The following is a 24,936-nucleotide window of genomic DNA, read 5'->3' on the forward strand; positions in this document are numbered from 1 at the left end:
ACAGGCAAGACGCAGGGAAAGCAGGGGTTTCGGGGAAGGCGTGGCATGGCGCGGGCGGGGCGGATTGGCGGCGCGCGGGCGCTCAAGCCCCTGGTCTGCTCCTTGATGCTGGCCGCGCCGGTGGCGCAGGCCGAAACCGAGGCCGATCCCTCTCGCAACCGCACACTGGCGCCGATCACGGTGTCGGCCAATCCGCTGGGCTTGGACCTGAACAGCACCATGCTGCCGGCTTCCGTGCTGGAAGGCGATGAACTGGTCGAGCGCCGCGCCGGTACGCTGGGCGAGACCCTCAAGAGCCTGCCGGGCGTGAACAGCGATACCTTTGGCGGCGGCGCCAGCCGCCCGGTGATCCGTGGCCAGACCGCGCCGCGCGTGAAGGTGCTGTCCGACGGCTCCGAGGTGATGGACGCGTCCGGTATTTCGCCGGACCACGCGGTGACGGTGGAACCCCTGCTGGCCGAGCGCATCGAGGTGCTGCGCGGCCCGGCCACGCTGTTGTACGGCGGCGGCGCGATTGGTGGCGTGGTGAATGTGGTGGACAAGAAGGTGCCCACCGCCGTGCCGGAGAAGGGCGTGGAGATGGAAGCCGAGTTGCGCGGCGCCACCGGCACCAAGGAGCGCGCCGGCGCCGTGGGCATCACCGCCGGCGAAGGCCAGTTCGCCGTGCGGGTCGAGGGCATGAAGCGGCGCACCAGCGACTACGACGTGCCGGACTGGCCCGGCGGCAAGCTGGCCGGGTCGTATAGCGAGTCCACGCAGGGCACGGTCGGGATGTCGTGGATCACGCCGCGCGGCTACGTCGGCCTGGCTTTCACGCACCTGGAAAGCAAGTATGGCCTGCCCGGCCATAATCACGAGTACGAAGGCTGCCATCCGCACGGCACCCACCTGCATTGCGGCGGCCACGACCATGACCATGATCATGGCGACGAAGACGAGGAAGGCCACGACCATGATCACGGCCACGAACACGGCGGCGTGCCCTACGTCAAGCTGCGCAGCAACCGCCTGGACCTGCGCGCCGAATACCAGGACCCGTTCGCCGGCTTCGAGAAGATCCGCGTGCGCGGCGGCCTGACCGATTACCAGCATGAGGAAATCGAGGGCGGCCAGGTGGGCACCCGCTTCAAGAACAAGGGCTACGACCTGCGCGTGGAGCTGCAGCACAAGCCGGTGGCTGGCTGGCGCGGCGTGATCGGCCTGCAGAATGCCTACAGCGACTTCCGCGCCGATGGCGAGGAAGCCTTCCTGCCGCGCAGCCGCACCCGTTCGAACGGTTTGTTCGTGCTGGAGGAATACCAGTTGAACGACTGGCGTTTCGAAGTCGGCGCGCGCCAGGACTGGCAGCGCATCGCGCCGTCTGGCGGCGCTTCGCGCAGCCGCCTGTCGGGCACCTCGCTGTCGGCCGCGGCCATCTGGGACTTCGCGCCGCAGTATTCGGTGGCCCTGTCGCTGTCGCGCTCGCAGCGCTTGCCGACCGCCCAGGAGCTGTATGCCGATGGCGTGCACCTGGCCACCAATACCTATGAGCTGGGCAACTCGGGCCTGGGCCGCGAGACCTCGCGCAACATCGACCTGACGCTGCGCAAGCACTCGGGCGACACGACGTTCTCGGCCAGCGTGTTCCACAACAAGGTCAAGAACTACATCTACGCCAACACGCTGGACCGTTACGAGGATTTCCGCCTGATCGAATACACCCAGCGCGACGCCGAGTTCACCGGGGTGGAAGGCGAGCTGCGGCACCAGTTCACGCCGGTGTTCTCGGCGGCGGTGTTCGGCGACTACGTGCGCGGCAAGCTGACCGGCGGCGACGGCAACCTGCCGCGCATCCCGGCGGCGCGCGCGGGCCTGCGCGGCAACGTCAAGTGGCAGCAGTGGTCGGGCGGCGTCGAGTACGCCCGCGTGTTCTCGCAAAAGGACATCGCCGCGTACGAAAGCAGCACGCCGGGCTACAACCTGGTCAATGCGGTGGTGGCGTACCGCGGCCGCTACGGCGCCACGGGTTACGAGGTCTACCTGCGCGGCACCAACCTGCTGAACAAGCTGGCCTACAACCATGCCTCGTTCATCTCGTCGGTGGCGCCGCTGCCCGGACGCAGCGTGATGCTGGGGATGCGCCTGACCTACTGAGGGGAACCGGCGCGACCGGGCTTCGCGGGCGGGCGGATGTGCTAAGTTCCAGCCATGCCGCCCGCCCCGGAGTCCGCCATGCTGAAGTTCGCCGCCAACCTGTCGATGATGTACCCGGAACATGCGTTCCTGGACCGCTACGCGGCCGCCGCGGCCGATGGCTTCGCGGGCGTGGAATGCATGTTTCCTTATGAGGCGCCGGCCGCCTTCGTGCGTGAGCGCATGGATGGCGCCGGCGTGTCGCAGGTGTTGTTCAATGCGCCGCCGGGGGTGAGCGCGCGCGGCGAACGTGGGCTGGCCGCGCTGCCGGGCCGCCAGGACGAATTCCGCGCCGGTATCGAACAGGCGCTGGGTTATGCCACCGCATTGGCCTGTGCCCGGGTGCACGTGATGGCCGGCGTCGCCCCCGATGGCGTCTCGCGCGACGCCATGCTGGACTGCTACCGCGAGAATCTCGACTGGGCCGCGCGCCAGGCGCGCTCGGCCGGCGTGACCGTGCTGATCGAGCCCATCAACACGCGCGACATTCCCGGCTATTTCCTCAATCGCCAGGACCAGGCCCACGAGGTGGTGCAGGCGGTCAACGCGCCCAACCTGAAAGTGCAGATGGACCTTTACCACTGCCAGATCGTCGAGGGCGACGTCACCGCGAAACTGCGCCAGTACCTGCCCACGGGGCGGGTCGGGCACCTGCAGATCGCCGGGGTGCCGCTGCGGCAGGAGCCCGATCGCGGCGAACTGGATTACGGCTGGATCTTCTCGGTGCTGCGCGAACTGGACTACGCGGGCTGGATCGGTTGCGAATACCGTCCGGCGGCGGGCACCTCCGCCGGCCTGCGTTGGCTGGCCGCGGCCCGCGCCTGAGCGGCGGGCGGCGCTTGGCCATGAACCTTTTGCCATGATCGCCGCGCATGCCGTGCTCGCCGCTGCGTGAAAATATAGTTAATATGTTAATTAAATCAAGAATTCCGGGAGACAACCGCATGTCCAGAAGAGGTTTCATCCGCTGCGCGCTGGGAACCTTGGCCGCCGCCGCATTCGCCACGAGCGCCATGCCCGCGCTGGCTGGCGAATTTCCCGATCACCCGATCCGCTGGCTGGTGCCGTTCAGCGCGGGCGGCGGCAGCGACCTGGCCACCCGCATCGTTGCCAGGCACGTCAGCCAGACGTTGGGCCAGCCGGTGGTGGTGGAGAACCGTCCGGGCGCCGCCACCATCGTCGCCGCCCAGGAAACCGCGCGCGCCGCGCCCGATGGCTACACACTGATGACCGCCGGCATGAGCACGCTGGCGCTCAATCCGTGGCTCTACAAGCAATTGCCGTACGACCCATGGAAGGACCTGAAGCCGGTCTCGACGCTGGTGGCGCTGCCCATCGTGCTGGTGGCCTCGCCGGCTTCCGAGCTGAAGAACATGCCCGAAGTGATGGCGTACCTGTCCGACGACAAGAAGGCCAGCTACGCCTCGCTGGGCGTGGGCAGCCCGCACCATCTGGCGATGGAGTTGTTCCTGTCGATGTTCGGCGCCAAGGCCACGGCGATTCCCTACAAGGGCACGCCGCCGGCGTTGCAGGACGTGGCGGCGGGCGTGGTGCCGCTGATGATGGCCGACATGGCGGCCGCGCGGCCGTTGATCCAGGCGGGCAAGCTGCGCGCCATCGCGGTGCCGGCAAACGAGCGCTCGGAACAACTGCCCGACGTGCCCACCTTCGGCGAGGCCGGCGGCCCGCCGCTGGAAGCGACCGCCTGGCAGGGCGTCGTGGCGCCGGCGCGCACGCCCAAGGCGGTGGTCGACAAGCTCAGCGGCGCGATCCAGGCGGCGTTGAAGTCGCCCGAGGTGATCACGCAGCTCAAGCTGCAGGGCATGGAGCCGATGGGCAGCTCGTCGAACGATTTCTTCGACTACGCGCATCGCGAATACGAGAACTGGGGCGCGGTGATCCGCCAGAAGAATATCTCGGTGGATTGAGCGGCGGGCGATGGCCGCGCCGTTCGTGTGCCGTGGGCAAGGCCCCTTCGGCAGGCGCTGCCTGGCCGCCCGGGTCTTGCCGGCAGCCGTCCGCGGCGGCGCGATGAGGCTGACTGCGCAGCAACCGCCTAGTTCGTCGCCGCGCGCTTTTGCCGCCGCGCGGTGGCGGCGCAGCCGGCCGAGGCGATGATGATGCCGCAGATCGCCAGCCACTGCGTGCCGGACAGGTGTTCGTTCAGCACGATGACGCCGGCCAGCGCGCCCATGGCGGGCTCCATGCTCAGCAGCACGCCAAAGGTCTTCTGCGGCAGGCGTCGCAATGCCACCATCTCCAGCGAATAGGGCAGGGCGCTCGACAGGATGCCGACCGCCACCCCGGCCAGGATCAGTTTGGGATCCAGCAGCGCCATGCCGGCGTGGGCCGCGCCCACCGGCAGCGCCACCATGGTGGCCGCCAGCAGGCCCAGCGAGGTCGCCTGGCCGCCGTGCACGTTGCCAGCCATCTTGCCGAAGATGATGTACAGCGCCCAGCACACCGCCGCGCCCAGCGCATAAGCGATCCCGACGGGATCGAGGTCGTGCATCGACTGGCCGGTCGGGACCAGCAGCACCAGCCCGGCCAGCGCGCAGGCGATCCAGACGAAGTCGATGGCGCGCCGCGACAGCACCACCGCCAGGGTCAGCGGCCCGGTGAATTCGATGGCGATCGCCACGCCCAGCGGCAGGGTGCGCAGCGCCATGTAGAACAGCAGGTTCATGCAGGCCAGCGTCACGCCGTACAGCGCGATCTTGGCGGCGTTGCGCGCGGTCAGCGGGAAGCGCCATGGGCGCCAGAACGCGATGAGGATGATGGCGCCGATGACGATGCGATAGGCCGTCGTGCCTTGCGCGCCCACCTCGGGAAACAACGACTTGGCGAACGACGTGCCGACGCACAGCGAGGCCATGGCGCCGATCAGCGACAGGGTCGGCATCAGGGTGGAGGCGGAGGCATCGCGTCCGGAGGGAAGGGTGGCGGCGGTCATGGTGCTGCGTCTGCGGAAAGAATCAGGGGTTCAAGGTCAGGGCGGTGGAGTAGAGCACGTACAGGGCCAGTGCCAGCATGATCGCGCCCAGCAGTCCCTGCTGCATGCGCAGGAACCACGGGTTGCGGCCGACCCAGCCGCGGATGCGCGACGCGCCGTAGGCAAAGCAGCTGCCATACGGCAGGCTCAACGCCTTCATGGTCACGCCCAGCACCAGCATCTGGATCCACACCGGGCCGTTGTCCGGCGTGGTGAACTGCGGCAGGAAGGCGATCATGAACAGCAGCACCTTCGGGTTCAGCAGATTGGTCATGAAGCCCTGCCAGAACGCGTCGCGCGCCTCGCCGGGCCGCGCGGCCAGGGACACGTCGGCGTCGCGGGCGCAGCGCAGCATGGCCTTGATGCCCAGGTAGCCCAGGTACAGGCCGCCCGCCGCCTTGATCGCCAGGAACAGCGTCGGAAACGCCTGCAGCACCGAGGCCAGTCCCAGCACCACGGCCGGCACCTGGATGAAACCCGCCGCCACATTGCCCAGCACGCTGTGGAAGGCTGGCCGGAATCCCTGGGTCATGCCTCGCGACAGCGTCAGCGCCATGTCGGGGCCGGGAGTGAGTTTCAACGCCGCGTCGGCGGCCAGGAAGAGCAGGAAAAGCTGGAGTGACGGCATGGGAATCGGGCTGCGCCTGGTCGCGAGGGCGGCCAGAGGGTTCCCAGTGTAAGCAAGGCGGGTGATTAATTCCTGCAGCCGGCGGTGCGCAAATGAAGTTTCCCGTCGAATTTGGGGGCGGGTCGTGCGGCGCGCCCGTTTAGAATCAGCCTACAGGCCCGCGCGGCCTGGACCGCCGCGGCGCCGAGACCCCCCATGGAACTAGACGATTTCGACCTTCAGATCCTGCAAAGCCTGCAGGAAGACAACCAGCGCACCAGCCAGGAGGTGGCCGAGCGCGTGAACCTGTCGCCGGTATCGTGCCTGCGGCGCATGAAGCGGCTGCGCGAGTCCGGGGCGGTGCTGGGCGATGTGTCGGTGGTGGACCCGGCGGCGGTGGGGCGCGACATCATGATGGTGGTGTTGGTGTCGCTCGAGAGCGAGCGCGCCGATAAGCTGGACACCTTCAAGCGCGCGATGCGCAACGCGCCGGAGATCATGCAGTGCCTGGCGGTCACGGGCGAAGTGGATTTCGTCGTCACCATGACCGTGCGCGACATGGCGGAGTACGACGCCTTCGCGCAGCGCCACTTCTGGGGCGACCCCAATGTGAAGCGCTTTTCGACGCTGGTGGTGATGAACCGCGTCAAGTACGGTCTGGCGGTGCCGACCACGCAGCCGGACGAGGCATAGCGGGCTCGCCGCCGATTGCGCGGCCCGCGCCGGCGGCGCTAGACTGGCCGCCTCCCTCTCTTTCCGTGTCTCACCGCCATGGCATTGCATAGCTGGCTCATCTACCTGGTTGCCGTGATCGGCCTGTCGATCACTCCCGGCCCCAACACCTTGCTGGCGCTGACCCACGGCGCGCTGCACGGGCATCGCAAGGCGCTGTGCACCATCGCTGGCGGCGCGGTCGGCTTCATTGCGCTGATCGCCTTGTCGATGCTGGGCATCAGTGCATTGCTCAAGGCCTGGGGGCCGGCGCTGACGGTGCTGAAGTGGGCCGGCGGCGCCTATCTGGTCTGGCTCGGCATCCAGCTGTGGCGCTCGCCCGGCGTGCAACTGCGTCCGGCGCCCGACATGCCGCGGCTGCGCGGCACGCGCATGTTCAGCCAGGGTTTTCTGTCGGCGATCGCCAATCCCAAGGCGCTGCTGTTCTACGGCGCGTTCCTGCCGCAATTCATCGATCCGGGGCGCAGCCTGTTGACGCAATTCTTGATCATGGCCGCGACCTTCGTGGCCATCGAGTTCGTGGTGGAGTACGTGTTGGCGCGCCTGGCGCACCGCGTGCGGCCGTGGCTGGAGCGCGCGGGGCGGCGCTTCAACAAGGTGTGCGGGGGATTGTTCGCGGCGATGGGGGCGGCGTTGCCGGGGTCTTGATCATCGTGCATTGCCGGGCGCCGGCCGGCGCTGCGGTGGCGGGCTCGCACCACAAGCCTGCGCCGCGGGCCTGCGCCACCAACCGGCACCACCACCGGCACCACCAACCCGCGCATTACAGACCTGCGCATTACAGACCTGCATCACAAACCGGCCCCACAATGCAAAAGCCCGACTCCAAGGAGCCGGGCTTTTTAATTCTGGTGGCCTGGGGCGGAATCGAACCACCGACACGCGGATTTTCAATCCGCTGCTCTACCAACTGAGCTACCAGGCCAACGAAGTCCGCAACTATACACAATTTTTTGGACTTGTGCCAGTCGCCTCGAAAAAAGTTTGAAGAATTTCCGGGGCGCCTTCCAACGTGGAAAGGGGTAAGGGGCGCATACTACCGCAAACGGCCATTGCATGGGGGCGATGCAAGGTCACGTGGCGGGGCGACACGGGTCGCGAGGGGTGCGACGCAGGGTCGCGGTCGGGACGCCAAATGGCGTGGGGATAACCCGCGGGAGTATAATCATGGCCGGTCCGCTGTTACATGCACGCTGCACCGCATGGGCTTTGCGGGGACCACAGCTCTAATACTCACGGCCTTGTCCTTTACATGTCGGTAGCTGTCCTAGCCTTCGGTCTGAATCACACGTCCGCGCCGGTGTCGGTTCGCGAACGCGTGTCCATGCCCGTCGATCTGGTCAAGCCGGCGCTGGAAGGCCTGCGCTCCGCGTTCGGCGGGTCGGTGCGCGAAGCCGCCATCCTGTCGACCTGCAACCGCACCGAAATCTATTGCGCTGCCGACGGCCACGTGGCCGACCAGTTGCCCGCGTGGCTGGCCGAGCACAACCGGCTGGACGCCGGCACGCTGCGCCCGCATCTGTACCGTCACCAGCAGGACGACGCCGTGCGCCACGCCTTCCGCGTGGCCAGCGGGCTCGATTCCATGGTGCTGGGCGAAACCCAGATCGTCGGCCAGATGAAGGACGCCGTGCGCGCGGCTGGCGAAGCCGGTTCGCTCGGCACGCTGCTGCACCAGATGTTCCAGCGCACCTTCTCGGTGGCCAAGGAAGTCCGCTCGCAGACCGCCATCGGCGCGCAGTCGGTGTCCATGGCCGCCGCCGCGGTGCGCCTGGCCGAACGCGTGTTCGGCAACCTGGACCAGGCCCGCACGCTGTTCATCGGCGCGGGCGAAATGATCGAGCTGTGCGCCACCCACTTCGCCGCGCAGCGTCCGCGCAGCATGGTGGTGGCCAATCGCACGGCCGAGCGCGCCGAGCTGCTGGCCAACCGCTTCTCGGCCAGCACCATGAAGCTGTCGGACCTGACCGACCGCCTGTCCGAATTCGACGTGGTCGTCTCCTGTACGGCCAGCTCCCTGCCCATCCTCGGTTTGGGGATGGTGGAACGGGCCACGCGCCTGCGCCGCCACCGCCCCATGGTGATGATCGACCTGGCCGTGCCGCGCGACATCGAACCCGAGGTCGGCCGCCTGGACGACGTCTACCTGTATTCCGTCGACGACCTGGGCCGCCTGGTCCAGACCGGCACCGACGCCCGCCGCGCCGCCGTGGTGCAGGCCGAGGCCATCATCGAAACCCGCGTCCAGGGCTTCATGCACTGGATGCAATCGCGCGAAGTGGTGCCCGTCATCCGCGACCTGCACCAGGCCGCCGAAGATGTCAGCGCCGCCGAACTCGAACGCGCCCGCCGCCTGCTGGCGCGCGGCGAATCGCCGGAAGCCGTGCTCGAGCAGCTGGCCCACGGCCTGACCCAGAAATACCTGCATGGTCCGCTGGCGGCGTTGAACCGCAGCGAAGGCGAGGACCGCAAGCAGCTGCTTGCCTGGATGCCGCGCCTGTTCCCCGGCCGCGACTCGCGCCGTTAGCGGCGCTGCCTCCGCCCCGCCTTGCGGCGGGCGCTCGTTGCGGGCGCCCGCCATTTCCGTTTTCCCTTGCTGAATTCCCATCATGAAATCTTCCATGCGCAGCCGGCTGGAGCATCTGTGTCACCGCCTGATCGAGGTGGACGCGCTGCTGGCCGAACCGGAAACCGCGGCCGACATGGACCGCTTCCGCAAGCTTTCGCGCGAGCGCGCCGAGCTGGAGCCGGTGGTCGAGGCCTTCACCGCTTTCGTGCGCGGCGAGGAAGACCTGGCGACCGCGCAGGAGATGCTGTCCGATCCCGAGCTGAAGGCGATGGCCGAGGACGAGATCAAGAGCGGCCGCGTCAAGCTCGAATCGCTGGAAGCGGCGCTGCAATTGCTGCTACTGCCGCGCGACCCCAATGACGGCCGCAGCGTGTTCCTGGAAATCCGCGCCGGCACCGGCGGCGATGAAAGCGCGCTGTTCTCGGGCGACCTGCTGCGCATGTACACGCGCTACGCCGAGCAGCGCGGCTGGCGCGTCGAGCTGATGTCGGAAAGCCCGTCGGAGCTGGGCGGCTACAAGGAAGTGATCGCGCGCATCGAAGGCGACGGCGCCTATGGCCGCCTGAAATTCGAATCGGGCGCGCACCGCGTGCAGCGCGTGCCCGCCACCGAGGCGCAGGGCCGCATCCACACCTCGGCCTGCACGGTGGCCATCATGGCCGAAGCCGACGAGATGTCGGAGATCGTCATCAACCCGAGCGACCTGCGCATCGACACCTTCCGCGCCAGCGGCGCGGGCGGCCAGCACATCAACAAGACCGATTCGGCCGTGCGCATCACGCACTTGCCCACCGGACTGGTGGTGGAATGCCAGGACGACCGCTCGCAGCACCGCAACAAGGACAAGGCCATGCAGGTGCTGGCCGCGCGCCTTAAGGACAAGGAAACGCGCGAGCGCCAGAGCAAGGAAGCGGCCGAGCGCAAGAGCCTGATCGGCTCCGGCGACCGTTCCGAGCGTATCCGCACCTACAACTTCCCGCAGGGCCGCGTCACCGACCACCGCATCAACCTGACGCTGTACAAGCTGCAGCAGATCATGGAAGGCGATCTGGAGGAGCTGACCGGCGCCCTGATCGCCGAGCACCAGGCCGAGCAGCTGGCGGCGCTGGGCGACGATATCTGAGCGGCTGGCGGGCCCCCTTCGGCGAGCACCCTTCGACCATGACGACCCAGATCAAGAGCCTGTTGCTGGATACGCGCCTGCCCCGGCTCGAGGTGCGCATGCTGCTCGAGCACGTGCTGGCCAAGCCGCGCGCCTGGCTGCTGGCGCATGACACCGATCCGCTGGCGCCGGAAACGGCCGCGGCCTACCAGGCGCTGGCGCAGCGCCGCCTGGCCGGCGAGCCGATGGCCTATCTGCTGGGCCAGCGCGAGTTCATGGGGCACATGTTCCGCGTCACGCCCGACGTGCTGATCCCGCGCCCGGACACCGAGGTGCTGGTGGAAACCGCGCTGGAATGCGTGGCCGGACAGTCCGCGCCCGCCGTGCTGGACCTGGGCACGGGCAGCGGCGCCATCGCCATCTCGATCGCCCTGGCGCGCCGTGATGCCCGCGTGATGGCCAGCGACGTCAGCGCCGCCGCGCTGGCCGTGGCCGCGGGCAATGCCTGGGAGCTGACGGCCTCGGTGCGCTTCGTCGAGGGCAGCTGGTACGACGCGGTGCCGGCAGGCGAGGGCTTCGACCTGATCGTGTCCAACCCGCCCTATGTCGCCAGCGACGATCCGCACCTGGGGCAGGGCGACGTGCGCTTCGAGCCGCGTGGCGCGTTGACCGACGGCGCCGATGGCCTGGAAGACCTGCGCCGCATCGTGGCTGGCGCCCATCGCCACCTGAAGGCGGGGGGCGCGCTGTGGATGGAGCACGGTTGGGACCAGGCCGAGGCCGTGCGCGGCCTGCTGGCCGCCGCGGGCTTCACGGACGTCCACAGCCGGCGCGACCTGGCCGCTATCGAGCGCATTTCCGGCGGACGCTGGCCGGGGCGCGGCTGACGCCGGGCCGGCGATTTGTAACCGGCAGCCGCGCCGCAAGCGGCCGATTCCCGGGGGCGGCCCCGGGGTATCCGGGACGAAATCCCGCCTGTACCTATAATTGGCGTATTCCGTTATGCCTCCTGTCCAAGAGACCACCATGAGCGACGTTCAAGAATTCATCCGCGAAACCGTGACCCAGCACCCCGTCGTGCTGTTCATGAAGGGCACCGCCCAATTCCCGCAATGCGGCTTTTCCGGCAAGGCCATCCAGATCCTCAAGAGCTGTGGCGTCAAGAAGCTGGTCACCGTGAATGTGCTGGAGGACGACGAAGTCCGCCAGGGCATCAAGGAATTCTCGAACTGGCCCACCATTCCGCAGTTGTACGTGGCCGGCGAATTCATCGGCGGTTCGGACATCATGAATGAGATGAACGAGTCGGGCGAGCTCAAGACCCTGCTGGAGCAATCCGGCGCCACGGCCTGATTCCATGCGGCGACTGGTCGTCGGCATCACGGGGGCCACCGGCTCCCTGTACGCGGTGCGCATGCTGCAGGCGCTGCGCGGCGTGGACGACGTCGAGACGCACCTCGTGGTGTCGGCCTCGGGCGTGCTGAACATCAAGCACGAACTCGATGTCAGCCGCCATGATGTCTACGCGCTGGCCGACCACGTGCACAGCGTGCGCGATGTGGGCGCCACGCTGGCCAGCGGCGCGTTCCAGACGGCCGGCATGGTCATCGTGCCGTGCTCGATGCGCACGCTGGCGGCCGTGGCCCATGGCCTGTCCGACAACCTCATCACGCGCGCGGCCGACGTTACGCTCAAGGAGCGCCGCCGCCTGGTGATGATGGTGCGCGAAACGCCATTCAATCTGGCGCACCTGCGCAACATGACCGCCGTCACCGAGATGGGCGGCATCGTGTTCCCGCCGCTGCCGGCGTTCTATCACCGGCCGGCCAGCATCGAAGAGATGGTGGACCACACCGTGGCCCGGGTGCTGGAGCTGTTCGACATCCATGTGCCCGGTCCGCACTGGGAAGGCATGAAATAAGCGCCGTCGCGGCCCACGGGCCGTGAAGGTCAAACGCCCCGGGGTATCCCCGGGGCGTTTTCGTTTTGTCTTGCGTGTGGTTGCCGTGGTTCAGCGCGCCGCGATCACGCCACCAGCCCCAGGCCGTTCAGGGCCGCCAGGTTCTCCGGCCAGCGGCGCGCGCGGGCGTTCTGCAGTTCGATGCGGGCCCAGGCCATCCAGCCGGCCCACTCGATGCGCTTGTCCCAGGCGGTGCCCCAGGCCTGCAAGGCAGCCAGGCCGGCGGCCGCGTGGCCTTCGGCGGCTTCGAAGTCGCCCGCCGTCAGCGCCAGTTGCGCCAGCAGCAGGCGCGGCTCGGCGACCCACGGGTTGTGCGCCACCGCGGCTTCCAGCATGTGGCGCGCGGTGTCCATTTCGGTCTGCGGGTGCATGCGGGTGACGACCTGCCAGTAGAGCGCGCTGGCGGCGGCCTCGTCGCGCGGGCTGAGCGTGGCGCGGCAATGGTCGAACGCGGGTGGCACGGGGATGCCGGTATCGGCCGGCAGCGTCGACAGCGGCACCAGCAGGTGCGACAGCATCGACAGGATGTTCGACGGCGGCTTCAGCGGGCCGGGCCACAGCGAGGCGGCCCAGTGTGATTTGAGGTCGCGGCGCTGCTGCTGCGGATAGCCGGCGAAGATCTCGTCCTGCCAGCTGTGCCACTGTTCGCCGATGTCGGCGGCCGACACCACGATGAAGGCGGCGACCTGGCGCGGCGTGAAGGTGAAGACCTGGCCGTCGGCCCCTTCCAGCGTCAGCCCCTCGGGCCCCTGGCCCTGGCCCTGGCCTTGCAGGATGGCCTGCACGAAGCGGGTGCGCGGCATGGCGCAGAACAGGCTGACCCATTCCTCGGCTTCGGCGCCCAGCGCCTCGCGCAGCGTGCTGCGTTCGCGCTCGCGGTCGAACAGGGTGAGATCGACGTACTCGTTGCCATACACGCTGTGGAACAGGCCCAGCAGCCGCACTTCGCGCGGCTGGTTCCACAGCGCCAGGGTGCGGTAGACGCCCAGCAGGTGGTGCTTGAAGGTGCCGGCCTTGTGCCAGTCTTCGCCGGCGCTGCGGGCAAACAGCAGGTCGAGCAGGACGGGCAGGTCGGCATCGACGGCGGCATAGTGGTCGGCCAGCAGGGCGCGCGCGTGCGGATGCAGTTCGTTGGGGGTGGACATGACAATGACGGCAAGGGGTTGGGAATCCAGCCGCTATTGTGTCGTGCGCAAGCGTGCTTGTCATGGCGCGGCGCTTATATGGAAATACGCATATCAATATGAAAATTCATCGCTTTCGGTTTTGAAGGACGCTCACTAGAATCCGGGGCTTCCCTTTCTTGTTCGATTGCCGAGATTCCCATGCGTCTACGCCACACCCTGGCCGCCCTTGCCACCCTGATCGGATTCGCCGCCGCCGCGCCGGCCATGGCGCAGGACGCCGAACTGAAAGTCGGCGTGACCGTCGGCCCGCACGCCCAGATCGGCGAAGTGGTGCAGCAGGTCGCGGCCAGGCAGGGCCTGAAGGTCAAGCTGGTCGAGTTCAGCGATTTCATCCAGCCCAACGCCGCGCTGGACGCCAAGGAACTGGACCTGAACATCTACCAGCACAAGCCCTTCCTGGAATCGCAGAACAAGGCGCGCGGCTACAAGCTGGTGCCGGTGGCCACGGCCGTGGTGCAGCAGATGGGCATCTATTCCAAGCGCGTGAAGTCGCTGGACGACCTGCAGCCGGGCGCCAAGGTGGCGATCCCCAACGACCCGACCAACTGCGCCCGCGCGCTGCTGGTGCTGCAGGCGGCCAAGCTCATCAAGCTCAAGGACGGCGTGACCGTGACGGCCTCGCTGTTCGACGTGGTCGACAACCCCAAGAAGCTCAAGTTCGTCGAGATCGAGGCCGCGCAGCTGCCGCACTCGCTGGCCGACGTGGACGCCGCCGCGGTGAATTCGGCCTACGCCATCCCCGCCGGCCTGTCGCCCGCCAAGGACGCGCTGGCGCTGGAAAGCAAGGATGCGCCGTTCGCCGCCGTGGTCATCGCCGCGCGCGAGGACAACAAGAACGATCCGCGCATCGCGCGCTTCATCAAGGCCTACCAGTCCGACGAGGTGAAGGCCTTCGTGGCGCAGAAGTTCCCTGGCGCGTATTCCACCTCCTGGTAAGCGATGTCGACGCTGACGATCTATCCGCAGGACGATCCAGCCGCCGGCCGGCGGCTGGATGACGCCGGCGAGATCCGGCGCGAGCTGGCCGCCATCGGGGTGACCTTCGAGCGCTGGCAGGCACGGGCGCCGGTGGCGCCCGGCGCGCCGCAGGCCGAAGTGCTGGCGGCGTATCGGCCCGAGATCGAACGGCTGGTGGCCGAGCGCGGCTATCGCAGCGTCGACGTGGTCAGCCTGGACCCGGCGCATCCCGAGCGCGAGGCCTTGCGCCGCAAGTTCCTGGCCGAGCACACGCACGCCGATGATGAGGTGCGCTTCTTCGTCGCCGGCAGCGGCCTGTTCACGCTGCATGCCGCCGGCCGCGTCTACGCGGTGCTGTGTGAGCAGGATGACCTGATCTCGGTGCCAGCCGGCTTGCCACACTGGTTCGACATGGGCTCGGCGCCCGCGTTCACCTGTATCCGGCTATTCAATGATCCGGCGGGCTGGGTGGCGCGGTTCACGGGCGACGAGATCGCCACGCGTTTTCCGGTGCTGCCCTGACGGCGCGAGGGCGCGGCGCGCCGTGACGACGCGGCCTGATCGTGTCCTTCGCCTCAAGCGGTCCGGCTACGCGCCCGGACCGCGCCGCCGCGTTCTTCCTTGCGATTCGCTCTAAGCGTATTTGCCCGTCAGGCCCCCATCCACCAGCAGTTCCGTGCCGGTGATGTACGACGCTTCATCCGACGCCAGGAACGCCACCGCGTTCGCCACTTCCCACGGCGTGCCCATGCGGCCCATCGGCACCTGCCGGTCGCGCGCCTTGCGCGCCGCCTCCAGGTCGTCCTTGGCGAACATGCCGGCCACGTTCTTCGCGACGCGCGGCGTATCGATCAGGCCCGGAATCACCGTGTTCACGCGAATGCCGTCGGCCGCGTATTGCTGCGCCGCCATGCGGGCGAAGTGGATAACCGCGGCCTTGCTGACGCTGTAGGCCAGGTGGGGATACCCGGTGTAGCGGATGCCGGCGATCGACGATACGGTGACGATGGCGCCGCCGCCCTGTGCCCGCATCACGGGCGCCATCAGGCGCGTGGCGATCAGCAGGCTGGTGACGTTGACGCGCTGGATGTGATCCCAATCCGCCAGGTCGATGTCTTCCGGGCCGCCGACCTTGCCGATGCCGGCGTTGGCCTGCAGCACGTCGATGCGGCCGTAGTGGCCGAGCGCCGCGTCCACGGCGGCCTGCATGGCGTCCGCGTCGGCCACGTCGGCCTGCACCGGCAGCGCCTGGCCGCCGGCGCGCTCGACTTCATGGGCCGCGTCCTCGGCCGCCGCCAGGTCGGCGTCCAGCGCGATGATGGCCGCGCCCTGGCGCGCCAGCGTCACGCAACTGGCCTTGCCGATGCTCCAGCCGGCGGCCGAGGAACCGGCGCCGGCCACCAGCGCGATCTTGCCCGCCAGCCGTGCGCCGGGCGCGGGCGGGATCACGACGGTTCTCCGTTGCGCTGGTGCGACTTGCCCTTGCCGACGTAGGGAATGGCGTGGTCGATGGTTTCCCAGATAAAGCGGCCGCTCGGGCTCTGCTGCTCCTCGGCCACGTGCGACACCAGGCCGGCGGCGCGCGAGATGACCGCAAAGCCGCGCATCAGCGCGGTGGGCACGCCGATCTCGCTGAGCAGCGCGGCGACCGCGCCAGTGGCGTTGATGGTGATGTGCTTGCCGTAGGTCTCGTCGATCGCCGCCGCCAGCAGCCGCAGCGCCTTGAGCGAATCACCGGGCAGGTCCGGCTCGGCCTCGGCCAGCGCCAGCAGCTTGATCGAGCGCGGGTCGTCGGGCTTGTGCAGGTGGTGGCCGAAGCCCGGCAGCGGCTGGCGGCTGGCGCGGAATTCCCGCGCGATCGCCAGCGCCTCGGCGCGGCCGTCGGCGGCCTGGCGGATGCGGTCCAGCAGGCGCGAGCAGTTCTCCATGGTGCCGACGAACTGGCTGCCGACCGCCATCAGGCCGGACGCCACCGCGCCCTGCAGGTTTTCGGGCGCGCTCATGTAGATCAGGCGGGTGGCGATGGCGCTGGGCGTGAGGCCATGCTCCATCAGGGTCACCAGCACCGCGTCGACGATGCGCATGTCCACCGGCCGCGCCTCGCGGCCCAGGATCTGCATGATCATGACTTCGGTGAAGGTCTTCTTGCCGATCAGGTCTTCCACCAGGTCGACGTCGCGGTACGACATGCCGGTGAGGTGATGGGCGCAGAGGCGGGTTTCGGGCGTGGTCATGAAGACTCCTTGAGGGCCGCGTCGCGCACGGCGTTCTTGAGCACCTTGCCGACGGGCGAGCGCGGCAGGCTGGCGTGGAGGTGAATCTGCTTGGGCGTGGCGACCGGGCCGAGCAGGGCGCGCACGTGGGCCTTGAGCGCATCGGCGTCGGCCGCGACGCCGGGATGCAGTTGCACCGCGGCGTGCACGGCCTCGCCCCATTTGTCGTCGGGCAGGCCGAACACCGAGCATTCGTAGACGGCCGGATGCGACGACAGCGCGTTCTCGACATCCACGGGATACACATTGAAGCCGCCGGTGATGATGACGTCGCGCAGGCGGTCCTTCAGGAACAGGTAGCCGCGTTCATCGATCAGGCCGGTGTCGCCCGTGTGCAGCCAGCCGTCGACGATGGTCTCGGCGGTCTTCTCGGGCAGGCGCCAGTAGCCCGACATCACCAGGTCGCCGCGCACCACCACTTCGCCGATGGCGCCGCGCGGCAGCAGCGCGCCGGCCGGGTCCATGATGGCGACGTCCGACAGCCAGGTGACGCGGCCGACCGAGGCCCGGTTGTCGGGCGATTCCAGGTCGGCGGGGCGCAGCACCGTGACGATCTGCGGCGCCTCGGTCTGGCCGTAGGTGGTGCCCAGCACCGGGCCGAAGAAGGCGCGGGCGCGTTCGATTTTTTCGGGCGGCATGGGCGCGCCGCCATAGATCAGGTTGCGCAGCTTGGGGAAATCGGCGCGCGACACGCCCGGCTGCGCCATGATCATGTAGATCAGCGTCGGCGGCATGAAGCTGAGCGTGCCGCCGCGTTCGCGGAAGGCGGCGGTGATGGCGGCCGGCGTGGCGCTGTCCAGCAGCACGTGCGCGCCGCCGCGCGCCAGCACGGGCAGCAGGTAGGTGCCCGTGCCGTGCGTCACCGGCGCGGCGACCACGTAGCGGTCCTCGTGCGTCAGGCCCCAACTGTGGATCTGGTTGATGATGGCGGCGTTCCAGGCGTGATAGGGCTGCATCACGCCCTTGGGCAGGCCGGTGGTGCCGCCGGTGAACTTGATTGCCTGGGTGGCCTCGCGCGGCAATGCGTGGCGCAGCGGCTCGCGACCGGCGCCGCCTTGCAGCAGGGCCTCGAAGGCCAGGCCGGCGATGTCCGGCGCCAGGCTGACGCGATGCGGCGCGCCCGCCGCCACCAGCGTGTCGCCGGCGTCGTCCACCATGACGATGGACGGCTCGGTGGCGTCCAGGATGCGCCCGATCTCGCGCGCCGTGCTGCGGGTGTTCAGCGGCACCCAGATCTTGCCGCTGGCCAGCACCGCCAGCAGCGCCAGGATATGACGGCTGGTGTTGCCCGCGCACAGGGCGACGCGGGTCTGTGGCGCCGGGTCCAGGTCCTGCAGCGCGGCGGCCAGCGCGCGCACGTCCGTGGCCAGCCGCGCATACGTCACCTGGCCCTCGGGCGCGTCCAGCGCCACGCGCTCCGGATACTGCTCGGCGGCGCGAAAAAAGAAATCTATCGGGTACACCCTGGTGCTCCTCAGTTGGCTTTGATGTCGGCGCGCTTGACCACTTCGCCCCATTTGTCGATTTCGCTGGCGATCTTCTTGCCGAAGGTCTGCGGCGTGTTGGGCGATTGCGGCGCGTAGAAGCCCGATTGCTGGAACGAGGCCAGCAGTGCGGGGTTGGCCAGGGCCTTGTTCATGGCCTGGTTCAGGCGCGCGATGATGGGTTGCGGCGTGCCGGCCGGCGCCATCAGGCCGAACCAGGATTCGACGTCGAAGCCGGGCAGGCCGGACTCGGCCAGCGTCGGCACGTCGGGCACGGCCGGAAGCCGCTGCGGCGAGGTGACGCCGATGGCGCGCAGCTTGCCGGCCTGCACGTGCGGCAATGACGAGGGCAGGTTGTCGAACATGGAATCGACCTGGCCGCCCAGCAGGTCGGCCACCGCCGGACCACTGCCGCGATAGGGCACGTGCAGGATGTCGGTGCCGGTCTGCATCTTGAACAGTTCGCAGGACAGGTGGATGGACGAGCCGCTGCCCGACGAGGCGCAGGTCAGCTTGCCGGGGTGGGCCTTGGCGTAGGCCAGGTATTCCGGCACCGTCTTGACCGGCAGCTTGGGGTTGACCACCAGGATGTTGGGGATGGTCGCCAGCAGGCCGATCGGCTCGAAGTCCTTGACGAAGTCGTAGTTGAGCTTGCTGTACAGCGTGCGGTTGATGGTGTTGGCGATCGACCCTACGTAGAGCGTATAGCCGTCGGGCGCGGCGCGCGCGACGATTTCGGCGCCGATGTTGCTGTTGGCGCCGGTCTTGTTCTCCACCACGATGGTCTGGCCGAGTTCCTCGTTCAGGGCCTTGGCGACCAGGCGCGCCACGATGTCGGTGGCGCCGCCCGCGGCGTAACCGACCACCAGGGTCACCGGGCGTTCGGGATAGGGTTTGGCAGCCTGGCTCGGCGCGCTGAATGCAATGGCGCCCGCCAGGGCCGCGACGCTGGCGGCCAGCCGCCTGCTGAATGTCTGCATGGTTGTCTCCGTCCTGTTTGTCTAATATCTGGACAGATCTTTGCCTGCCCGACTTCATATTGGGCTTTGATAGGCGCCTCATCAACGCAAGGTGTCCAGAAAATGAACAAACCGGAAAGCGACGACGGCGGGCCGCGGGTGTTGCGGCGCGGGCTGCGGGTGCTGGGCGTGCTGCGCCAGGCGGGCGCGGCCGGCATGCACGTGACCGACATCGCGCGCGCCGCCGGCATGCAGCGCTCCACCGTGTACCGCTACCTGGACGTGCTGGCGCAGGAGGGCTACGCGCTGCGCGAGCCGGATGCGCCGCACTGGCGCATGGCGGAGTTGGGCGTGATGATGGCCGGCGATCCGCACGCCGAAGCGGTGCGCGGCCTGCGGCCGGTGCTGCGGCAGATCAGCGACGTCAGCGGCGATTCGGCATTCCTGATCTGCCGCGCCGGCGGCGATTCGCTATGCCTGCATCGCGAGGTCGGCAACTACCCGGTGCAGGTGCTGGCGGTGACCATCGGCCATCGCCAGCCGCTGGGCGTGGGCGCGGCCGGCCTGGCGCTGCTGGGCGCCTTGCCGCCGGCCGAGGCCGACGAGGTGATCGCACAGAACGAGCAGGCCTTGCGCGCCTATGGCGGCATGACGGTGGCGCAGATGCGGCGGCTGGCCGAGAACACGCGCGACCGGGGCTGGGCGGTGGTGGGCAACGCGGCGGTGCCGGGCGTGCTGGGGGTCGGGGTGGCGTTGTGCGATGCGGGCGGTTATCCGCGTCTGGCGGTCAGCGTCTCGAGCCTGATAGACCGCATGCAGGCGCCGCGCCAGCGCGCCATTGCCGAGTTGATCCGCACGCAGTTGGGGCAGGACGAGGTCAGGCGCCAGCGCTGGAGCTTGCCCGGCGTGGTCGACGAGGCGGATTGAACGATAAGGGTTCGGTCCGGCCTCGATGGGATCGAGGCCGGCTGCGCGTGTCAGGCCTGCGCCGGCGCGGGCGCGCGGTAGGTCTTCTGGTAGTGCACTGTGAAGGTCTTGAACGCTTCCAGCGCCTTGCGCGGGTCGTGGCCCGGCTTGACCAGGAAGCTGTCGAAGCCGACGCGCGCCTGGTAGTGGATGGTGTCGATCATCACATCGCCGACCGCGCGCAGTTCGCCCGTCCAGTGATAACGGGTGCGCAGCAGTTGCGCCAGCGAATAGCCGCGGCCGTCGGTGTAGACGGGGAAGTCCACCGCGATGAAGGCGATGCCCGCCGGATCGAGCGTGCCATCGGCTTCCAGCAGGTCGCGCAGGTCGGCGTCCGGTTCCAGCAGGACCGCGACCGGATGGCGATGGCGCCGCAGCGTGGCGTGCGAGGCCTTCCAGGTGGCCAGCGGCACGATCCAGCCGGGCTCGTCGGTCGGCACCTGGCCGTCGGCCGCGACCTCGGGGTCGGGCACGAAGGGGCGGGCGCTGTCGGCTTCCAGCCGGCCGTTGCGGATCAGGTGCGGGCCGGGCGCGTCGTGGGCGTAGGGCTCAGACATGGGCGGCCTCCTGGGCGGGCTTGGCAAAGGCGGGGTCGGAATACACGTCTTGCTTGAAGGGATCGATGCCGACGCGGTCCACCACGTCGATGAAGCGTTCTTCCTCGCTGTCGCGCAGGCCCAGGTAGGTGCGGATCAGGCGGTCGACCACGCCAGGCACCTGGTCGCGGGCGAACGAGGGGCCGATGATGCGGCCGATGGCGGCGCCGCCGCCCTTTGTGGATTCGATGTCGGGCAGGGGCTTGGCGGCGCCGTTCTGGCGGCCGCCGATGGTGACCTGGTACCACTCTTCGCCGGCCTTATCGACCCCCAGGATGCCGATGTGGCCGACGTGGTGGTGGCCGCAGGAGTTGATGCAGCCGGAGATGTTCAGGTCCAGCTCGCCGATCTCGAACAGGTAGTCGAGGTTGTCGAACTGGCGCTGGATGGCCTCGGCCACGGGGATCGACACCGCATTGGCGAGCGCGCAGAAATCCCCGCCCGGACAGGCGATGATGTTGGTCAGCAGGCCGACGTTGGGAGTGGCCAGGTTCAGCGCTTCGAGCTTGCCCCACAGCTCGTGCAGGCGCGCGCGGCGCACGTCGGCCAGGATCAGGTTCTGCTCGTGCGACACGCGCAGTTCGCCGAAGCCGTATTCATCGGCCAGCGCGGCCACCGCGTCCATCTGGTCGGCGGTGATGTCGCCCGGCGGCACGCCGGTGGCCTTGAGCGAGACGGTGACGGCGGCGTAGCCCGGCGTCTTGTGCGCATGCACGTTGGTGCGGAGCCAGCGGGCGAAGCGCTTGTCGGCGGCGGCCAGCGCCGCCGTGTGGTCGGTATCTTGGGCCGCGGCCGGATCGTATTGCGGCCAGATGAAGCGCGCGGCGATGGTGTCGACGAATTCCTGCGTGATGGTGTCGGGGCCGCCCTTGATCAGCTGCCACTGTTCGTCCACCTGCTGCGCGTAGACTTCCGGCGTCAGGTCCTTCACCAGGATCTTGATGCGCGCCTTGTACTTGTTGTCGCGGCGGCCATGCAGGTTGTAGACCCGCAGCGCGGCCTGCAGATAGGTCAGCAGGTCCTGCCATTCGACGAAGGGGTTGATCAGCTTGCCGACGATGGGCGTGCGGCCCATGCCGCCGCCGACCCAGACGCGGAAACCCAGCTTGCCGTCGCGCTCGACCGCCTGCAGGCCGATGTCGTGCACGCCGACCGCCGCGCGGTCCTGCACGGCGCCGCTGACCGCGATCTTGAACTTGCGCGGCAGGAACGCGAATTCGGGGTGCAGCGTGGACCACTGGCGGATGATCTCGCACCACACCAGTGGGTCGATCAGCTCGTCCGGCGCGACACCGGCGAAGTGGTCGGTGGTGGTGTTGCGGATACAGTTGCCGCTGGTCTGGATGGCATGCATCTGCACCGTGGCCAGTTCGGCCAGGATGTCCGGCACGTCCTCCAGCTTGGGCCAGTTGAACTGGATGTTCTGGCGCGTGCTGAAGTGGCCGTAGCCGCGGTCCCACTTGCGCGCGATGTGCGCCAGGGTGCGCAGCTGGCGCGAGGCCAGGATGCCATAGGGAATGGCCACCCGCAGCATCGGCGCGTGGCGCTGGATATACAGGCCGTTCTGCAGGCGCAGGACGCGGAATTCATCTTCGGTGAGCTGGCCATCGAGGAAGCGGCGCGTCTGGTCGGCGAACTGCGCCACGCGCTGCTCGACGAGCTGCTGGTCGACGGGGTCATACACGTACATGTCTACTGCCCTTGAAGTCTTCTCGGTCTGGTCCCCGCAAGCGTGGCCCGCCGTGGGCGGGGACTGGGGGATTCATAACCGTAACAGGCAGCTGGTTCGAGCGTCTAAGTCATTCTGGTAATAAGCGTATGCCTGCGTGGCGGCGTTCAGCCGCCGGACCCGGCGACGGCCCGGGGACGCGGCCGGGCGCCCCGGAAGGCGGCCAGGCTGGCCAGCGCCAGCAGGCCGACGGCCGCCGCGCCGTACAGCATGACATCGCCAAACCCGTGCGTCAGCGCGATCCGGGCCACGTCCGCGGGGATGGCGAGCGCGGCGCCATCGCCCAGGTTGCCCGCCGACAGGGCCTCGGCCATGGCGCGCAGCGTGGCATCGGCGGGCGCCTGGGGCCAATGGCGGCGCAGCGACGCCAGGACGCTTTCGACCAGCAGCAATCCCATCAGCGCGATATTGATGGACAGGCTGATCATGCGCACGCTGATGTCGATGCCCGAGGCCATGCCGGCGCGGTCGCCGGGCACCGCGCCCGTGGTGGTGTTGGTCACGGGCGTGTTGATCAGGCCCAGGCCGGCGCCGGCCAGCAGGCAGCCGGGCAGCATTGTCAGCCAGCTGGCCTGCGCGACGCCGCTGCCCCATTTCATCAGCGCGAAGCCCAGGCAGATGGCGAACAGGCCGGCGGGGATCACCGTGTCGGGGCGGTAGCGCAGCGCCAGCTTCTCGCCCAGCGGCGGCGCCACCAGGGTCGGCAGGGTGTAGGCCAGCAGCGCCAGGCCGGTGCCCAGGCCGCCGTAGCCCAGACCGTTCTGGAAATACAGCGGCAGGTAGATCATGAAGGGCCAGAAGCTGAAGTTCATCGCGGCTGACGCCAGCAGCGCGCCCGAGAAGCGGCGGATGCGGAACACCGCGAAGTCGAACATCGGGTCGGCGCAGCGGCGTTCGGCGATCACGAAGATGATCAGCGCCAGGATGGCCGCGCCCAGGCTGGCGAGGGTTGCCAAGCTGGCGAAGCCCGCCGATGGCCCCTGGGTGATGAACCAGGCCAGTCCGAACACCGCCACTGACAGCGAGACGATGCCGGCCACGTCCAGCTTGCGCTGGCGCGGATCGCGCGATTCGTCCACGCCCTTCCACGCCAGGCCCAGCGCGATCAACGCCAGCGGGCCGTGCGCCAGGAACACCCATTGCCAGCTCGCTACCGCCACGATGGCCGAGCCGATGACGGGGCCGAATCCCAGGCCGACGCCGAAGGCGATGCCCCAGGCGCCAAAGGCCCGGCCGCGCGCGGCGCCGTCCTGGAAGCGGTGCGACAGCACCGCCACCTGGCAGATCAGCATGGCGCCGCCGGACAGGCCCTGCAACGCGCGGCCGGCGATCAGCACGCCGGTGTCCTGCGCCCAGCCGCAGACCAGGGAGGTCAGGCCGAACACCGCCAGGCTGGCCAGCAGCAGGCGCTTGCGGCCGTAGCGGTCGGCCAGCGTGCCCGCGGCCATCAACACCGTGGTGCAGGCGATGGTGTAGGCGTTCATGATCCATTGCAGTTCCTGGAAGCCGCTGTGCAGCGCCTGTTCCAGCGTGGGCAGGATCACCGGCACGCTGGAAATCTCCAGGCCGAACATCAGGGCGGCCAGGCAGACGGCGGCCAGCGTAAAGCTATTTTTCTGCGCTATCGAAAGCGGCATCGGGGTTCTCACGAGAGGTCGGCGGCGGGAATCCGCCGCGGGACCTCATTCTGGGAGCCTGTAAAAAATGATGGAAATGATTTAATTTCGTCGAATTAATTAATTTTCATCATGAGTTGAGGCCATGGACTTCGATACCGCGTTGCTGCGCACCTACGTCGCGGTCAAGGAGGCCGGCGGGTTCACCCGCGCCGGCGAACGGCTGCACCTGAGCCAGTCGGCCGTCAGCCACCAGATCCGGCGCCTGGAGGAGCAGGCCGGCACCGCGCTGCTGGTCCGCACCACCCGCAGCCTGGCGCTGACGGAGGACGGCGAGGACTTCCTGCGCTACGCCGAACAGGTGCTGCGCGCCCAGGACGCGCTGGCGCGGCGCTTCCAGCGGTCGTCGGTGGCGGGGGCGGTGCGCCTGGGCGTGCCCGAGAACTTCATGGGCGAACGCCTGCCGTTGCTGCTGGCGCGGTTCGCGCGCGCCTTTCCGGCGGTGCGCCTGGACGTGGTGGTCGGCAGCTACCTGGATCTGCGCACCCAGGTCGAGGCGGATGCGCTGGATCTGGCCGTGGTGATGGCGTTGCCCAGCGAACCCGAGCGCGGCGCGATGCTGCGGCGCACGCGCTTCGTGTGGGCGGCCGCGCACGCATTCGATTTTCCCGATGACGAGCCGATCCCGCTGGCTTTCGCGCCGTCGCCCTGTGTGCATCGGCTGGTGGGCGTGGATGCGCTGCAGGCGGCCGGTTTGGAGTGGCGGGTGGCGTTCACCTCGCCCAGCCAGGAGGGCCTGCGCGCGGCGGTGCTGGCGGGGCTGGCGGTGACGGCGCTGCCGCAGGAAGACGTGCGGCCAGGCATGGACGTGATCGACGGCCGCTACGGCCTGCCGCCGTTGACGCATGCTGACTTCAGGTTGATTTCCCGCCAGGTGGAACCGCAGGCGCCGGCGGTGCGGGCCTTCGGGCAATTGCTGACGGAAATGTCGGCGCTGGCGCTGCCTTAGCGTGCTGTCTCGCGGCTTCGCGGGCA

Annotated in this window: 24 protein-coding genes and 1 tRNA gene; 14 read left to right on the forward strand and 11 right to left on the reverse strand. The window is 68.6% G+C overall.

From position 1 onward, the window contains the following. Positions 1-45: 45 nt before the first annotated feature. The 3 genes from HV742_RS06390 to HV742_RS06400 all read left to right on the forward strand — a co-directional run bounded on the left by HV742_RS06390 (position 46) and on the right by HV742_RS06400 (position 4,100). Positions 46-2,133, forward strand: coding sequence for a TonB-dependent receptor domain-containing protein (locus HV742_RS06390; protein ID WP_437340585.1), 2,088 nt, complete (start codon positions 46-48; stop codon positions 2,131-2,133). Between the two features lie 78 nt (positions 2,134-2,211). After that, on the forward strand, positions 2,212-2,997 hold the full coding sequence (gene otnI, locus HV742_RS06395) for a 2-oxo-tetronate isomerase (RefSeq protein WP_049076684.1): 786 nt from the start codon (positions 2,212-2,214) through the stop codon (positions 2,995-2,997). A 119-nt stretch (positions 2,998-3,116) separates the two neighbouring features. Beyond that, positions 3,117-4,100: a Bug family tripartite tricarboxylate transporter substrate binding protein gene (locus tag HV742_RS06400; protein ID WP_049076683.1), complete on the forward strand. Its 984-nt coding sequence runs from the start codon at positions 3,117-3,119 to the stop codon at positions 4,098-4,100. Between the two features lie 128 nt (positions 4,101-4,228). On the opposite strand, the gene HV742_RS06405 is transcribed toward HV742_RS06400, so the two are convergent. Next, the gene (locus HV742_RS06405; RefSeq protein WP_175144694.1) at positions 4,229-5,125 is read right to left on the reverse strand and encodes an EamA family transporter; all 897 of its coding nucleotides are present in this window, start codon (positions 5,123-5,125) and stop codon (positions 4,229-4,231) included. 22 nt (positions 5,126-5,147) lie between these two features. After that, the gene (locus HV742_RS06410; RefSeq protein WP_081273596.1) at positions 5,148-5,792 is read right to left on the reverse strand and encodes a LysE family translocator; all 645 of its coding nucleotides are present in this window, start codon (positions 5,790-5,792) and stop codon (positions 5,148-5,150) included. Between the two features lie 195 nt (positions 5,793-5,987). Here HV742_RS06410 and HV742_RS06415 point away from each other — a divergent pair, with 195 nt between their 5' ends. Both HV742_RS06415 and HV742_RS06420 read left to right on the forward strand, forming a co-directional pair. Next, the gene (locus HV742_RS06415) at positions 5,988-6,464 is read left to right on the forward strand and encodes an Lrp/AsnC family transcriptional regulator (RefSeq protein ID WP_063581637.1); all 477 of its coding nucleotides are present in this window, start codon (positions 5,988-5,990) and stop codon (positions 6,462-6,464) included. 78 nt (positions 6,465-6,542) lie between these two features. After that, positions 6,543-7,151 carry a LysE family translocator gene (locus HV742_RS06420; protein WP_175144695.1) on the forward strand — a complete coding sequence of 203 codons (609 nt, stop codon included), beginning with the start codon at positions 6,543-6,545 and terminating at the stop codon, positions 7,149-7,151. 201 nt (positions 7,152-7,352) lie between these two features. Here the strand turns inward: HV742_RS06420 and HV742_RS06425 are convergent. Next, a tRNA-Phe gene (locus HV742_RS06425) sits at positions 7,353-7,428 on the reverse strand. Between the two features lie 327 nt (positions 7,429-7,755). Here HV742_RS06425 and hemA point away from each other — a divergent pair. From hemA to HV742_RS06450, 5 genes are all read left to right on the forward strand, one after another. Beyond that, positions 7,756-9,030, forward strand: a complete 1,275-nt coding sequence (gene hemA, locus HV742_RS06430; protein WP_006391699.1) for a glutamyl-tRNA reductase — start codon at positions 7,756-7,758, stop codon at positions 9,028-9,030. Between the two features lie 82 nt (positions 9,031-9,112). Next, positions 9,113-10,195 carry a peptide chain release factor 1 gene (gene prfA, locus HV742_RS06435; RefSeq protein WP_049076675.1) on the forward strand — a complete coding sequence of 361 codons (1,083 nt, stop codon included), beginning with the start codon at positions 9,113-9,115 and terminating at the stop codon, positions 10,193-10,195. A 38-nt stretch (positions 10,196-10,233) separates the two neighbouring features. Continuing rightward, the gene (prmC, locus tag HV742_RS06440; RefSeq protein WP_175144696.1) at positions 10,234-11,061 is read left to right on the forward strand and encodes a peptide chain release factor N(5)-glutamine methyltransferase; all 828 of its coding nucleotides are present in this window, start codon (positions 10,234-10,236) and stop codon (positions 11,059-11,061) included. Between the two features lie 139 nt (positions 11,062-11,200). Beyond that, on the forward strand, positions 11,201-11,527 hold the full coding sequence (gene grxD, locus HV742_RS06445; RefSeq protein WP_020926055.1) for a Grx4 family monothiol glutaredoxin: 327 nt from the start codon (positions 11,201-11,203) through the stop codon (positions 11,525-11,527). A gap of 4 nt (positions 11,528-11,531) precedes the next feature. Further along, positions 11,532-12,095 carry a UbiX family flavin prenyltransferase gene (locus tag HV742_RS06450; protein ID WP_020926056.1) on the forward strand — a complete coding sequence of 188 codons (564 nt, stop codon included), beginning with the start codon at positions 11,532-11,534 and terminating at the stop codon, positions 12,093-12,095. A 104-nt stretch (positions 12,096-12,199) separates the two neighbouring features. On the opposite strand, the gene HV742_RS06455 is transcribed toward HV742_RS06450, so the two are convergent. Further along, positions 12,200-13,279, reverse strand: a complete 1,080-nt coding sequence (locus tag HV742_RS06455) for a DUF6817 domain-containing protein (RefSeq protein WP_175144697.1) — start codon at positions 13,277-13,279, stop codon at positions 12,200-12,202. A 180-nt stretch (positions 13,280-13,459) separates the two neighbouring features. Between HV742_RS06455 and HV742_RS06460 the strand changes: the two genes are divergently transcribed. Next, the gene (locus HV742_RS06460) at positions 13,460-14,257 is read left to right on the forward strand and encodes a MetQ/NlpA family ABC transporter substrate-binding protein (protein WP_175144698.1); all 798 of its coding nucleotides are present in this window, start codon (positions 13,460-13,462) and stop codon (positions 14,255-14,257) included. A gap of 3 nt (positions 14,258-14,260) precedes the next feature. Further along, positions 14,261-14,800: a 1,2-dihydroxy-3-keto-5-methylthiopentene dioxygenase gene (locus HV742_RS06465; protein WP_175144699.1), complete on the forward strand. Its 540-nt coding sequence runs from the start codon at positions 14,261-14,263 to the stop codon at positions 14,798-14,800. A 111-nt stretch (positions 14,801-14,911) separates the two neighbouring features. Here the strand turns inward: HV742_RS06465 and HV742_RS06470 are convergent, their stop codons facing one another. The 4 genes from HV742_RS06470 to HV742_RS06485 are packed head-to-tail and all read right to left on the reverse strand — an operon-like array spanning position 14,912 to position 19,015. Then, a complete protein-coding gene (locus HV742_RS06470) occupies positions 14,912-15,727 on the reverse strand; it encodes an SDR family NAD(P)-dependent oxidoreductase (RefSeq protein ID WP_175144700.1) in 816 nt (271 codons plus the stop codon). Further along, complete coding sequence (locus HV742_RS06475) at positions 15,724-16,512, reverse strand: citryl-CoA lyase (RefSeq protein WP_175144701.1); 789 nt, start codon at positions 16,510-16,512, stop codon at positions 15,724-15,726. Before HV742_RS06475 ends, HV742_RS06470 begins: the two co-directional genes overlap by 4 nt. Beyond that, positions 16,509-18,014, reverse strand: coding sequence for a class I adenylate-forming enzyme family protein (locus tag HV742_RS06480; protein ID WP_175144702.1), 1,506 nt, complete (start codon positions 18,012-18,014; stop codon positions 16,509-16,511). Before HV742_RS06480 ends, HV742_RS06475 begins: the two co-directional genes overlap by 4 nt. An 11-nt stretch (positions 18,015-18,025) precedes the next feature. Next, entirely contained in the window at positions 18,026-19,015 is a 990-nt protein-coding gene (locus HV742_RS06485) for a Bug family tripartite tricarboxylate transporter substrate binding protein (RefSeq protein WP_054417904.1), read from the reverse strand. Between the two features lie 102 nt (positions 19,016-19,117). On the opposite strand from HV742_RS06485, the gene HV742_RS06490 reads away from it, so the two are divergent. After that, positions 19,118-19,921, forward strand: coding sequence for an IclR family transcriptional regulator (locus tag HV742_RS06490; protein WP_024070597.1), 804 nt, complete (start codon positions 19,118-19,120; stop codon positions 19,919-19,921). Positions 19,922-19,971: 50 nt separating this feature from the next. Here HV742_RS06490 and HV742_RS06495 read toward each other — a convergent pair whose 3' ends face one another. The 3 genes from HV742_RS06495 to HV742_RS06505 all read right to left on the reverse strand — a co-directional run bounded on the left by HV742_RS06495 (position 19,972) and on the right by HV742_RS06505 (position 23,922). Next, the gene (locus HV742_RS06495; protein ID WP_063584765.1) at positions 19,972-20,517 is read right to left on the reverse strand and encodes a DUF934 domain-containing protein; all 546 of its coding nucleotides are present in this window, start codon (positions 20,515-20,517) and stop codon (positions 19,972-19,974) included. Next, entirely contained in the window at positions 20,510-22,246 is a 1,737-nt protein-coding gene (locus tag HV742_RS06500; RefSeq protein ID WP_175144703.1) for a nitrite/sulfite reductase, read from the reverse strand. The genes HV742_RS06495 and HV742_RS06500 overlap by 8 nt, the downstream gene beginning before the upstream one ends. A gap of 146 nt (positions 22,247-22,392) precedes the next feature. Next, the gene (locus HV742_RS06505) at positions 22,393-23,922 is read right to left on the reverse strand and encodes an MFS transporter (protein WP_175144704.1); all 1,530 of its coding nucleotides are present in this window, start codon (positions 23,920-23,922) and stop codon (positions 22,393-22,395) included. 124 nt (positions 23,923-24,046) lie between these two features. On the opposite strand from HV742_RS06505, the gene HV742_RS06510 reads away from it, so the two are divergent. Beyond that, positions 24,047-24,910, forward strand: coding sequence for a LysR substrate-binding domain-containing protein (locus tag HV742_RS06510; RefSeq protein ID WP_175144705.1), 864 nt, complete (start codon positions 24,047-24,049; stop codon positions 24,908-24,910). Positions 24,911-24,936: the final 26 nt, after the last annotated feature.

The sequence above is a fragment of the Achromobacter ruhlandii genome, assembly GCF_902859695.1.
Classification (GTDB): Bacteria; Pseudomonadota; Gammaproteobacteria; order Burkholderiales; family Burkholderiaceae_B; genus Achromobacter; species Achromobacter ruhlandii.

What these genes read in the sequence shown, in the direction of transcription:
- HV742_RS06390 (WP_437340585.1), top strand. Translation starts at nt 46, where the DNA reads ATGGCGCGGGCGGGGCGGATTGGCGGCGCGCGGGCGCTCAAGCCCCTG.
- otnI (WP_049076684.1), top strand. Translation starts at nt 2,212, where the DNA reads ATGCTGAAGTTCGCCGCCAACCTGTCGATGATGTACCCGGAACATGCG.
- HV742_RS06400 (WP_049076683.1), top strand. Translation starts at nt 3,117, where the DNA reads ATGTCCAGAAGAGGTTTCATCCGCTGCGCGCTGGGAACCTTGGCCGCC.
- HV742_RS06405 (WP_175144694.1), bottom strand. Translation starts at nt 5,125, where the DNA reads ATGACCGCCGCCACCCTTCCCTCCGGACGCGATGCCTCCGCCTCCACC.
- HV742_RS06410 (WP_081273596.1), bottom strand. Translation starts at nt 5,792, where the DNA reads ATGCCGTCACTCCAGCTTTTCCTGCTCTTCCTGGCCGCCGACGCGGCG.
- HV742_RS06415 (WP_063581637.1), top strand. Translation starts at nt 5,988, where the DNA reads ATGGAACTAGACGATTTCGACCTTCAGATCCTGCAAAGCCTGCAGGAA.
- HV742_RS06420 (WP_175144695.1), top strand. Translation starts at nt 6,543, where the DNA reads ATGGCATTGCATAGCTGGCTCATCTACCTGGTTGCCGTGATCGGCCTG.
- hemA (WP_006391699.1), top strand. Translation starts at nt 7,756, where the DNA reads ATGTCGGTAGCTGTCCTAGCCTTCGGTCTGAATCACACGTCCGCGCCG.
- prfA (WP_049076675.1), top strand. Translation starts at nt 9,113, where the DNA reads ATGAAATCTTCCATGCGCAGCCGGCTGGAGCATCTGTGTCACCGCCTG.
- prmC (WP_175144696.1), top strand. Translation starts at nt 10,234, where the DNA reads ATGACGACCCAGATCAAGAGCCTGTTGCTGGATACGCGCCTGCCCCGG.
- grxD (WP_020926055.1), top strand. Translation starts at nt 11,201, where the DNA reads ATGAGCGACGTTCAAGAATTCATCCGCGAAACCGTGACCCAGCACCCC.
- HV742_RS06450 (WP_020926056.1), top strand. Translation starts at nt 11,532, where the DNA reads ATGCGGCGACTGGTCGTCGGCATCACGGGGGCCACCGGCTCCCTGTAC.
- HV742_RS06455 (WP_175144697.1), bottom strand. Translation starts at nt 13,279, where the DNA reads ATGTCCACCCCCAACGAACTGCATCCGCACGCGCGCGCCCTGCTGGCC.
- HV742_RS06460 (WP_175144698.1), top strand. Translation starts at nt 13,460, where the DNA reads ATGCGTCTACGCCACACCCTGGCCGCCCTTGCCACCCTGATCGGATTC.
- HV742_RS06465 (WP_175144699.1), top strand. Translation starts at nt 14,261, where the DNA reads ATGTCGACGCTGACGATCTATCCGCAGGACGATCCAGCCGCCGGCCGG.
- HV742_RS06475 (WP_175144701.1), bottom strand. Translation starts at nt 16,512, where the DNA reads ATGACCACGCCCGAAACCCGCCTCTGCGCCCATCACCTCACCGGCATG.
- HV742_RS06485 (WP_054417904.1), bottom strand. Translation starts at nt 19,015, where the DNA reads ATGCAGACATTCAGCAGGCGGCTGGCCGCCAGCGTCGCGGCCCTGGCG.
- HV742_RS06490 (WP_024070597.1), top strand. Translation starts at nt 19,118, where the DNA reads ATGAACAAACCGGAAAGCGACGACGGCGGGCCGCGGGTGTTGCGGCGC.
- HV742_RS06495 (WP_063584765.1), bottom strand. Translation starts at nt 20,517, where the DNA reads ATGTCTGAGCCCTACGCCCACGACGCGCCCGGCCCGCACCTGATCCGC.
- HV742_RS06500 (WP_175144703.1), bottom strand. Translation starts at nt 22,246, where the DNA reads ATGTACGTGTATGACCCCGTCGACCAGCAGCTCGTCGAGCAGCGCGTG.
- HV742_RS06505 (WP_175144704.1), bottom strand. Translation starts at nt 23,922, where the DNA reads ATGCCGCTTTCGATAGCGCAGAAAAATAGCTTTACGCTGGCCGCCGTC.
- HV742_RS06510 (WP_175144705.1), top strand. Translation starts at nt 24,047, where the DNA reads ATGGACTTCGATACCGCGTTGCTGCGCACCTACGTCGCGGTCAAGGAG.